Annotated in this window: 8 protein-coding genes; 3 read left to right on the top strand and 5 right to left on the bottom strand. The window is 60.4% G+C overall.

The features are described 5' to 3' along the window. Positions 1-192: 192 nt before the first annotated feature. A complete protein-coding gene (locus tag AC3WRD_RS25960; protein WP_102622585.1) occupies positions 193-1281 on the bottom strand; it encodes a DUF1615 domain-containing protein in 1089 nt (362 codons plus the stop codon). A gap of 184 nt (positions 1282-1465) precedes the next feature. Here AC3WRD_RS25960 and AC3WRD_RS25955 point away from each other — a divergent pair, with 184 nt between their 5' ends. After that, positions 1466-3001, top strand: coding sequence for an FAD-dependent oxidoreductase (locus tag AC3WRD_RS25955; RefSeq protein ID WP_102622586.1), 1536 nt, complete (start codon positions 1466-1468; stop codon positions 2999-3001). Positions 3002-3005: 4 nt separating this feature from the next. On the opposite strand, the gene hemB is transcribed toward AC3WRD_RS25955, so the two are convergent. Together hemB and AC3WRD_RS25945 are read right to left on the bottom strand one after the other, a co-directional pair. Beyond that, positions 3006-3980 carry a porphobilinogen synthase gene (hemB, locus tag AC3WRD_RS25950; RefSeq protein ID WP_102622587.1) on the bottom strand — a complete coding sequence of 325 codons (975 nt, stop codon included), beginning with the start codon at positions 3978-3980 and terminating at the stop codon, positions 3006-3008. Positions 3981-4123: 143 nt separating this feature from the next. Then, on the bottom strand, positions 4124-4822 hold the full coding sequence (locus tag AC3WRD_RS25945) for a glutathione binding-like protein (protein ID WP_096823070.1): 699 nt from the start codon (positions 4820-4822) through the stop codon (positions 4124-4126). Positions 4823-5119: 297 nt separating this feature from the next. Here AC3WRD_RS25945 and AC3WRD_RS25940 point away from each other — a divergent pair, with 297 nt between their 5' ends. Then, positions 5120-5794, top strand: coding sequence for a histidine phosphatase family protein (locus AC3WRD_RS25940; protein WP_096823071.1), 675 nt, complete (start codon positions 5120-5122; stop codon positions 5792-5794). Positions 5795-5825: 31 nt separating this feature from the next. On the opposite strand, the gene mnmH is transcribed toward AC3WRD_RS25940, so the two are convergent. Next, on the bottom strand, positions 5826-6929 hold the full coding sequence (gene mnmH / locus AC3WRD_RS25935; protein WP_102622588.1) for a tRNA 2-selenouridine(34) synthase MnmH: 1104 nt from the start codon (positions 6927-6929) through the stop codon (positions 5826-5828). Further along, positions 6929-7963, bottom strand: a complete 1035-nt coding sequence (gene selD / locus AC3WRD_RS25930; protein ID WP_102622589.1) for a selenide, water dikinase SelD — start codon at positions 7961-7963, stop codon at positions 6929-6931. The genes mnmH and selD overlap by 1 nt, the downstream gene beginning before the upstream one ends. Positions 7964-8142: 179 nt before the next feature. Here selD and AC3WRD_RS25925 point away from each other — a divergent pair, with 179 nt between their 5' ends. Next, a complete protein-coding gene (locus tag AC3WRD_RS25925) occupies positions 8143-9513 on the top strand; it encodes a hypothetical protein (RefSeq protein WP_158243873.1) in 1371 nt (456 codons plus the stop codon). The last annotated feature ends 11 nt before the right edge of the window (positions 9514-9524 follow it).

Genomic DNA, 9524 nt, shown 5'->3' with positions numbered 1-9524 from the left:
GGTTCGGATCGTCTGCTGGAACGTCGCGTCGCTGAAGGTGGCTCGGATCGTCTGCAAGAACGTCGCGTTGCCGAAGGTGGCTCGGATCGTCTGATCGAACGCCGCGTTGCCTGAATGAAGGGCTTTACCGCAGCAATCCAGAAAAAACCCGGCTCCCGTCAGCCGGGTTTTTTTACGTCTTTTTTTGCCTCTTCAGTCCCTGGCCATGCAGCGCCGATAGCGCTCATCGACCCGTTTGGCGAACCACGCAGTGGTCAGTTTGCGGGTGATCTTAGGGCTCTGCAGAACGATCCCCGGCAGCACCGCCTGGGGCAATGACTTGCCTTCTGCCTTGTCCGCCAGTTCAAAGACCCGTTGATACAGCCTGGTCTCCTCGAATCCCAGCGTGTTGCCCTTCTCCAATTGGTCACGGATCTGTGGATTGCGCATACCCAATGACTTGCCGAGCCTGCGCACCGCCAGTTCGGTCGTGCCCGGCATGATCGAGTCATAGCGGATCAGGTCGCCATCCAGTGCCAGTGGAACGCCCGAGGCGCGACTGACTGCATTCTGAAACGCCGCGTTGCGACTGGCGTACCACCCGGCGTTGAAATCGGCGAAGCGGTACAGCGGCTCGCGATAACTCACCGGATACCCCAGCAAATGGGCGATGCCGAAATACATGCCGCCACGGCGCGTGAACACTTCGTGGCGAATCGTGCCGCTCACCGGATACGGATAACCCTTGGCATGCTGTTCGGCGAATTCGATGCTGACCTGCATGGGTCCCGCGGTGTGCACCGGGTTGAAGCCGCCAAACAGCGTTCGCCCCATCGGCACCATGCCGATGAAGTCATCAAAAATACCGCTCAGGTCTTTCTCGGTGCGTGCTGCGCTCAGGCGTTCGCTGTAAGTCTTGCCGTTGGGCGAGCGCACCTGCAACGCGCCGCTGACCAACAGGCTCGGGATATGGACCTTGGCCGCGCGCCGGTCGATCTCGTCGCGGGCAATCTTGCCCAGGCCGGGCACCGACGGATCGACCTGAAAGTTGGATTCCTGCTCGGCGACGGCCAGCACCGAACACAGGTTTTGCGTGGTAGGGCTGATGCCCTGCGCGGCGAACGCGGTGTAGATGTCCGTGGCCCAGCCCTGGCGGTCGGCGGTTTTCGCTGGCAGCAAACGCACAATCTGCGCCTTGACCTCGGCCGGCGAACGCGGGGCCGGTTCCTGCCCGCGTTGGCCTGCGCAACCGGCCAGCACCAACAATGCGGCGAGGCTGACGAATAATCGAGGGGTGTGCATAACGCTTCATCCAGTCCGTTGAGGCGGGTTAACCCTACGCTCAATCGCAGGGTGCAGGATAGGACTGCGGGCCGGCGGCGCTGTTCCATCGTCCCGTTTGGCAGGCCGACTGGCCGCCCTCGCCTGCTGATCCATACTTGCTGCTGCACACTCAGTGGCAAAGGGCACGCGAGGAGGACAGACCATGAACCGCAGTGACGTTCTGATCATCGGCGCGGGCCCCACCGGACTGGTACTGGCCCTGTGGCTGAGCAAACTGGGCGTGCGGGTGCGCATCATCGACAAGAGCTCCGTGCCGGGCACCACCTCACGGGCGCTGGCGGTGCAGGCGCGCACGCTGGAGTTGTACCGGCAACTGGATCTCGCCGAAGCCGTGGTGCGCAACGGGCACCGGGTGGCGGCGGCGAATTTCTGGGTCAAGGGCAACCCCGTGGCACAACTGCCGCTTAACCGCATCGGCGAAGGCCTGACGCCTTACGCCTTCCTGGAAATCTACCCGCAGGACGAACACGAGCGGTTGCTGATCGACCGCCTCGAAGACTACGACGTGTTCGTCGAGCGCAATACCACCCTCGAAAGCTTCACGGAAAACGGCGACGGCCTCACCGCACATTTGCGCCTGCCGGATGGCGAGCAAGAGATCTGCCAGGCCTGCTACCTGGCCGGTTGTGACGGCGCCCGTTCGGTCGTGCGCAAAACCCTCGACACCGGTTTCCCCGGTGGCACCTATCAGCAGATTTTCTACGTCGCCGACGTGCAGGCCAGCGGCCCGGCGCTCAACGGCGAGTTGCATCTGGATCTGGATGAGGCGGATTTTCTGGCGGTATTCCCGCTGGCCGGCGAAGGCCGTGCGCGGCTGATCGGCACGGTACGCGACGAGCGTGCGGATCGCGCCGAAACCCTGGAATTCTCGGATGTCAGCAGCCGCGCCATCGAGCATTTGAACGTGCACATCGAGGACGTCAACTGGTTCTCCACCTATCGCGTGCATCATCGGGTGGCGGATCACTTTCGCAAGGGCCGGGCCTTTCTGCTCGGCGACGCAGCGCACGTGCACAGCCCCGCCGGCGGCCAAGGCATGAACACCGGCATCGGCGATGCGATCAATCTGGCGTGGAAACTCGCGGCGGTACTCAGCGGTGGCGCCACGGCGAAGCTGCTCGACAGCTACGAAACCGAACGCATCGCCTTCGCCCGGCGACTGGTGTCGACCACTGACAAAGTCTTCAGTTTTGTGACTGCCGAAGGCCGGATGGCCGATCTGTTGCGCACACGACTGGCACCGTTCCTGATCCCGAAAATGGCGTCATTCGAAACCAGTCGCGAATTCCTGTTTCGCACCGTCTCGCAAATCACCGTCAATTATCGGGGCATGGCGTTGAGCGAGGGAGTGGCCGGGCATGTGCACGGCGGCGACCGCTTGCCGTGGGCCCATGATGGCGAGGGGGATAATTACGAACCGCTGCGCAATCCATGCTGGCAGGTGCATGTGTACGGCGACACCAGCGACGAGATGATCGCCTGGTGCAATGAACATCACTTGCCGCTGCACGTGTTCGACTGGCGCCCGGCGTTTGAATCGGCAGGACTGGGGCGCAACGGCTTTTACCTGTTGCGCCCGGACACTTATGTGGCGATTGCCGACAACAGCGCGGATCCGAAGGTGATCGAACGGTACTTTCGTGACCACGGGATCCGGCCGTTTTTCAGTTGCCCCTGACGGATCAGATCCCGGCCAGCGCCAGGTCCATCGCAAAGTAAGTGAAGATCAGGTCCGCACCTGCGCGTTTGATCGCACCGAGGCTTTCGCGCACCACACGATCTTCGTCGATGGCCCCGGCCTGGGCGCCGAACTTGATCATCGCGTACTCGCCGCTGACCTGATACGCCGACAGCGGCAGGTTCGAGGCTTCACGGATATCGCGAATGATGTCCAGGTACGCGCCCGCCGGTTTGACCATCAGTGCATCGGCGCCTTCCTGCTCGTCGAGCAACGATTCACGCAGGGCTTCGCGGCGGTTCATCGGGTTCATCTGATAGCTTTTGCGGTCGCCTTTCAGTGCGCTGCCACCGGCCTCGCGGAACGGGCCGTAGAGCGCCGAGGCGAATTTGGTCGAGTAGGCCATGATCGGAATCTGCGTGAAGCCGGCATCGTCCAGTGCCCGGCGAATCGCCCGCACCTGACCGTCCATCGCGGCCGACGGTGCGATCACATCGGCACCGGCACGCGCTGCCGCGACCGCTTGTTTGCCGAGGTTGATCAGGGTCTGGTCGTTGTCGACTTCATGGTTGTGCATCACGCCGCAGTGACCGTGGTCGGTGTACTCGCAAAAGCAGGTGTCGGACATCACGATCATTTCCGGCACGGCGTCCTTGGCGATCCGCGACATGCGCGACACCAGACCGTTTTCCCGCCAGGTGTCGCTGCCGTTGGCGTCCAGGTGATGGGACACGCCGAAGGTCATCACCGACTTGATCCCGGCCCGGGCGTAACGCTCGATCTCGCCGGCCAGCTTGCGCTCCGGAATGCGCATCACGCCGGGCATGCTCTTGATTGGCACGAAGTCGTCGATCTCTTCTTCGACGAAGATCGGCAGCACCAGATCGTTGAGCGAAAACTCGGTTTCCTGGAACAGGCTGCGCAGGCTCGCATTGCGGCGCAGACGGCGTGGACGTGCTTCGGGGAACTGACTGGACATGGGGCCTTTCCTGAAAACGGGCAGATGAGACGAAAGTCGTAGGGGGCGAAGCTTATGCCTTGCGGGGGACGGGGTACAAACCTGGATCAATCAACAGTGCATTACCGGGCGCGCAATAATCCGCGCACCCGGCTCCCACAGGGTTATGAGGGAATGGTCAGCCCGCGCACCACGGCCGGCCGCGCCAGAAAACGCTCCAGTACCCGGGTGACGTTCGGGAAGTCCTTGATGCCGACCAGATCGCCCGCCTCGTAGAACCCGATCAGGTTGCGCACCCACGGAAACGTGGCGATGTCGGCGATGGTGTAGCGCTCGCCCATGATCCAGTCGCGCCCTTCGAGGCGGGCGTTCAGGACGTTGAGCAGGCGTTTGCTTTCGTCGACGTAACGGTCACGGGGACGTTTGTCTTCGTAGTCCTTGCCGGCGAATTTGTTGAAGAAGCCGAGTTGGCCGAACATCGGGCCGATGCCGCCCATCTGGAACATCAGCCACTGGATCGTCTCGTAGCGCAGCGCGCCTTCCTGGGCCAGCAACTGGCCGCTTTTGTCGGCGAGATAAATCAGGATCGCACCGGACTCGAACAACGGCAGCGGTTTGTCATCCGGGCCGTGGGGATCGAGGATCGCCGGGATCTTGTTGTTCGGGTTCAGCGACAGGAACGCCGGGGACATCTGGTCGTTGGTGTCGAACCCCACACGGTGCGGTTCGTAGGGCAGACCGATCTCTTCGAGCATGATCGAGACCTTGACGCCGTTGGGAGTCGGCAGAGAATAGAGCTGAATCCAGTCAGGGTACTGCGCCGGCCATTTCTGGGTGATCGGGAACGCGGACAGATCGGTCATGTGTAGCATCCAGTCACAAAATGAAAGGCCTGAGCATAATCCACGTTTTCCGCTCTGGCTCGGGTTCTTTTTTGCCGTGGGCACCACGCTTACTTAATTCCGCAACATCCTGTCGCTAACCTTCCCTCAAGCCTTTGGGCGATGCCTTTAGAGTGCGCCCCGGCAGGCGGATCGAACCAAAAGGCCTGCGGGGGCTCCAAGCAAGCCAATCAAGACAGGGAAAAACACCCGGCCCCGGCAGCCCGTGGTGTAGAGGTTTGTCAGCCTTAACCGAACACGCTGAAGAATCCTGATCTCATGACGAACTTGATGAAAGTCGCCAAACGCTTCAAACATCGCGCCTACGTGGCCCTGCCCTCTCTGTTGGCGGTGAGCGCGCTGTTCCTGTCGCTCGAGTCCAGCGAAAGCCGCGCACAACCGGTGGACGGCACCCAGACCCTGATCTTCCTGCGCCACGGGGAAAAACCTGCCGGCGGCCTCGGCCAGCTCAACTGCCAGGGCCTGAACCGCGCCATCGAGCTGTCGACGCTGCTGCCGGAGAAATTCGGCAAGGCCGACTACGTGTTTGCCGCCAACCCGACGCGCAATGTCGAGGAAGGCGAGCTGGACAACTCCTACAGCTACATCCGCCCCTTGATGACCATCAGCCCCGCCGCGATCAAGCTCGGCCTGCCGGTGAACATCGAATTCTCGGCCAACGACACCAGCGACCTGGCTCGGGAGCTGACCGCCGACAAGTATCACAACTCGACCATCTACACCGCCTGGTCCCACGGCTACCTGCCGGAGCTGATCAACAAGGTCGCCGGCAAGGCTGTTGGCGAGAAACAGTCCATCACCGAGGACTGGGCGTCCGGCGACTATGACTCGCTGTATGTGCTGACCCTGACCTGGCACAACGGCAAGGCCAGCCTGCAGAGCCACAGTTACAAGCAGGGGCTGGATAACGGCAAGGTCACTTGCCCGACTTGAGTGTCCTGGAGCCGGTGCCGGGTCTCCGGCTTCAGCGTTTGTGATTCAACCGCTCGCGCAGATACTCGATCACCGCCCCGCGCTCTCCGGCAAATTCGATCCGCGCGCCCTTTTTCTCGCGCTGAAACACATACATCGGGTCGTAATATTCACGCAGCAACCCCTCGATCCAGCCTCGGTGCAAATCCACCGCGCCGCTGCGCCCCTGCTCTGCCAGTGCGTCTTCCATCAACAGCAGCATCCTTCGGTGGCGTTCGCCGCCCAGACGTTTCTGCACATTGTTCAGGCTCTCGAGCAACCGTTCAGAGAACAGTGCAAAACCCTGCTCGCCGTGCACTGCCGAAAACTCGGCCGACAGGTCCACCACGTAATCGCGCAGGATCCGCTGCACCCGATCTTCAAAACTGTCTTCCAGCCAGACCATCGGGTATTGCTGCATGCCCTGATACAACGGCAGCGGCAAGGCGCAACTGCCGACCACCCGGCTCTCGTCTTCGAGCACGAACTGACCGATGCCAGCGTCACGTTTCTTGAGGAGGTCGATGGCCAGGCGGTTTTCGAAATCAATGTTCGACGGTTGCCCCGTGGCGCGTTTGCCGAAGCTTGAGCCGCGATGATTGGCGTGGCCCTCCAGATCCAGACCGTTGTCCAACTGCACCAACAGTTCGGTCTTGCCGGTGCCGGTCATGCCGCCCAACAACACGAAATCGCACTGGGTCACGGCTTGCTCGAGGGTGTCGATCAGGAAATTGCGCAGCGCCTTGTAGCCGCCACGGATGCGCGGATAGTCGATCCCGGCCTCGCTCTTGAGCCATTGCCGGGTGATCTGCGAACGCAAGCCGCCGCGAAAGCAATAGAGATAACCGTCGGGATGGGCCCGGGCAAACTCGGCCCAGGCCTCGATACGTTCGGCCTTCACCACGCCGGACACCAAGCGGTGGCCCAGTTCGATGGCAGCGTGTTGGCCATGCTGCTTGTAGCAAGTGCCGACCTTCTGCCGCTCCAGATCATTCATTAGCGGCAGATTGACCACGCCGGGGAACGCACCTTTGTGAAACTCGACCGGCGCGCGAACATCCATCAGCGGTCGGTCGTTGAGGAAAATGTCCCGGTAATCGCCGTAGTCAGGGTCCATCAAGACACCTCGACGGCGTGGGTCTGTCGCTCGACCAGTTCGCCAATCGGTTCCAGGCTCAAGCCCAGCTCCGCCGCCACGGCAAGGAATTCGGCGTTGCCTTGCGGGGTCACGGCCACCAGCAACCCGCCGCTGGTCTGCGGGTCGCACAACAGCCGTTTGTGCAGTTCCTGCACCCGCCCGAGCCGGTCCGAATAGCTGTCGAAATTGCGCAAGGTGCCGCCCGGCACACAGCCCTGTTCGAGGTAATACTCGACGCTGTCCAGACGCGGCACCCGGTCATAGACGATGCGTGCGGTGAGGTGGCTGCCGTCAGCCATTTCCACCAGATGCCCGAGCAGGCCGAAACCGGTGACGTCGGTCATCGCGGTGACGCCGGCCAGTTTGCCGAAGCGACTGCCGGGTTTGTTCAGCGTACACATCCAGTCCCGGGCCAGACCGATGTCGGCGTTGCGCAACTTGCCCTTCTTTTCGGCGGTGGTGAGGATGCCGATCCCCAGCGGTTTGGTCAGGTACAGCAGGCATCCGGCGGTGGCGGTGTCGTTGCGCTTCATGAAGCGTTTTTCCACCAGCCCGGTGACGGCCAGGCCGAAAATCGGCTCCGGCGCATCGATCGAGTGCCCGCCCGCCAGGGGAATCCCCGCCGCATCGCACACCGCGCGACCGCCACGAATCACTTCGCGCGCCACTTCCGGCACCAGCACGTTGACCGGCCAGCCGAGAATGGCAATGGCCATCAATGGATCGCCGCCCATGGCGTAGATATCGCTGATCGCATTGGTCGCGGCAATCCGGCCGAAGTCGAACGGGTCATCGACGATCGGCATGAAAAAATCGGTGGTCGACACCACGCCGCGCTCGGCATCGATCTCATACACCGCCGCGTCATCACGCGAGGCGTTGCCGACCCACAGTTTCGGATCAAGGTTCTGCGCCCCGCTGCCGGCGAGGATCACCTCCAGCACTTTGGGCGAAATCTTGCAGCCACAACCGGCGCCGTGGCTGTACTGGGTCAGACGAATGGGCTCGCTCATCGGGGCAATCTCCTGGCTGGGACTGGGGCGAATTCTAGCAGAGGGCCTCAATGGAGCTGCGAGTGCGTCACACCCTGAACAGGATTGGGCATATTGACATCAGTGTGCAGTCCACCAGAATCGGCGCTCGCCGAGTGGACGGTCACGTCCCCCCGCTTCTACACCATTTAAGGAAGAACATGTCTGAGTTACTGGATGCAGTGGAAAAACACGGAACGCTGGCTGCCAAACTGATAGTGGCGCTGGGTATAGGAATTACCTGGGGCTACTGCGCCTTCATCATCAACTTCTTCCCCACAGGATTAACTCTCGCCGACAGCCTGGTGTTTATTTTTATCGCGCTTGGCTTCGGACTGCTCTATTTCTACTGGTTGCTTTTCGGATTTCTGGGCGTGTATTTCGCGCACGACTTCACTAAAAGCTCCAAAAAAATGGACAAAGCCTTCGCGGTTTTCATGTGTTTTGTTTTTATCGGCTGCCTGATCATCGTCGCCCTTTTAATGCATGATTTTTCACCACTCGCAGCGCCCGTCTTCAGTGGCGCCCTGTTGTTCCTTTCAATCATCTATTGGAAACCTGACGCTGCCGGCGCGACGATTGAACAGATTCGCCAACGTGCACGGATGCGCGTGGCCACGTTCATCACTGCCTTGATTCTGCCGATTGCAGTGGCGGTGCCTGTCATGGGCCTCATCATTGGCAGCACCTTCGGATTCATCGGCATCGCACAGAAGGATGTCTCGTTGGCGTTGAGTGAAGAGAACCAGAAAGTCGTCAGCGATGTTGCAAAGGAATTCGATATTTCCGTCTACGGATGCCTGAAAAGCGGCAGTCAAACCAACATCGTTCATCACTTCAATATTCTCTGGCATGGCTTGGGCGAACGGAGTCTCGTGGAAATACTTGCATACAACGGAAAAGACTGGTCACCAAAAGCCAGAATCGAGTTGGATCGCAGTGGTTTGAAAGTTTTGAAAGCCTCCAATAAGGAAGCCAGTTTCAGTACCTGCCACACGCTTAACTCCGATGCACTTTTTGACACTTACGAAGACGAAGTCAGCACAAGCGGAAAGCAACAATTGATCACCTTCAGCAGCGAAACCAAACAAAAGCTCGAAAAGGATCACTTACACATCCTGTCAGCAAAAATCATCGGATACACGGACAGAACACCGGTCATGAAATCGGGAGATTCAAACGCGGCCTTGTCTTTGCGACGCGCAGAAAGTGTGCATGCAGAGTTGGAGAGTCTGTTCATCGGCGTGCCAGCGGTCCCGGTTAAGAGTACTGGGCAAGGCTCGCTTTTTCCCAAATCGAACTGCCCCAGGAATCTCGGTTCCGTCGAGCTCAAAGAGTGCCTGGCCGCAGATCGGCGAGTAGAGATTGAGCTGCAACTGCAAATGAAGTCCTCCAGTGCGCGGGCACAACCTTCGACAGCAAGCAAAAGCGGAGCCTGGTATGACGCCATACTTTGCAAAGTCGGGTTCCAAACATGCGTGGATAAAACAACACCTGCCGCCGTTCTTCCTGCGACTAACCCGCCGAACTGACACTCATGATC

The sequence above is a fragment of the Pseudomonas sp. FW215-R2 genome (assembly GCF_058789255.1).
This window is presented reverse-complemented; position numbering and strand designations above follow the sequence as displayed.